Origin of the sequence: Donghicola eburneus (assembly GCF_900115865.1) — a bacterium.
GTDB lineage: Bacteria > Pseudomonadota > Alphaproteobacteria > Rhodobacterales > Rhodobacteraceae > Donghicola > Donghicola eburneus.
Genome location: NZ_FOXY01000055.1, coordinates 1 through 1,363, shown reverse-complemented (window position 1 = coordinate 1,363; position 1,363 = coordinate 1). Strand labels below are relative to the sequence as shown.

Annotated in this window: 1 protein-coding gene; it reads left to right on the top strand. The window is 60.8% G+C overall.

Annotated features, from left to right (window positions below; translation table 11 throughout):
* The first annotated feature begins 96 nt into the window (after positions 1–96).
* Entirely contained in the window at positions 97–1,299 is a 1,203-nt protein-coding gene (locus tag BM225_RS21500; protein WP_092465544.1) for an IS256 family transposase, read from the top strand.
* Positions 1,300–1,363: the final 64 nt, after the last annotated feature.

The window sequence follows — 1,363 nt, the reverse complement described above, 5'->3', positions numbered from 1 at the left end:
GGTGACGTCCACGGAGGTGGTGTAGCTTCAGGTGGCCATTGGGTTTCTTGGTAAGGTCGGGTTGCAAGACTCAATCTAATCCAAGGACGACACCCAATGACCAAACCCATGATGGACCTTCGCGCGCTTGTAGAACAGAGCGGTGATGCAGATTTACTGCGCGAGATGATCGGCTTTGCCGCCGAACGACTAATGGAGCTGGAGGTTGGCGCTAAGACCGGCGCTGACTACGGCGAGAAGAGCAGCGAGCGGCTGGCGCAACGCAATGGCTATCGAGAGCGGGACTGGCAGACCCGTGCAGGCAGCGTGGAACTGCGTATCCCCAAGCTGCGCACCGGCTCCTATTTCCCGTCGTTTCTCGAGCCGCGTCGGTCGGTCGAGAAGGCGCTGACGGCGGTCATTCAGGAAGCCTATGTTCATGGCGTCTCGACGCGATCCATGGATGATCTGGTGCAGGCTATGGGCGGGACCGGTATCTCCAAGAGCCAGGTCAGCCGCCTGTGCGAAGAGATTGATGACCGTGTCGATGCCTTCCTGACGCGGCCGATCGAAGGCGAATGGCCTTACCTTTGGATCGACGCCACATATCTCAAGGTGCGTCAGGGCGGGCGCATCATCAGCGTGGCCGTCACCATCGCGGTGGGGGTGAACACCGATGGCCGCCGTGAAGTTTTGGGAATGTCTATCGGGGCTTCCGAAGCGGAACCCTTCTGGACCGAGTTCTTGCGCGACCTTGTTCGCCGTGGCCTGACCGGTGTCCAGTTGGTCATTTCTGACGCTCATGAGGGCATCAAGGCAGCCACGTCGCGGGTGCTGTCGACAACATGGCAACGCTGCCGAGTCCATTTCCAGCGGAACGCTTTGGCCCACGCCGGCAAGAGCAGCCGGCGGGTCGTCTCGGCCTTCATTGCAACGGCCTTCGCTCAGCCAGATCATGCTGCCGCGAAAGCGCAGTGGCGTCAGGTAGCGGATCAGATGCGTCCGAAACTGCCAAAGCTGGCGACCCTCATGGACGGCGCCGAGGAGGATGTTCTGGCCTACATGACCTTTCCCCAGCAGCATCGAACGAAGCTACACTCCACAAACCCGATTGAGCGCCTAAACGGCGAAATCAAGCGACGCACGGACGTGGTCGGGATCTTTCCGAATGAAGCTTCGATCCGCCGCCTCGTCGGTGCAATCCTGATGGAGCAGACCGAGGAATGGACCGTCCAGCGGGGCCGCTATCTGACACTGGAAACGCTGGCACCGATCTGCGATGATGTCGTGGTCAGCTTGCCTGCCGCGCAGCGCGACTGACCAGCTCGGCCCGCCAGTCAGCACGAGGCCCGCACTGAGCTACACCATCTCCTGGGACATCATC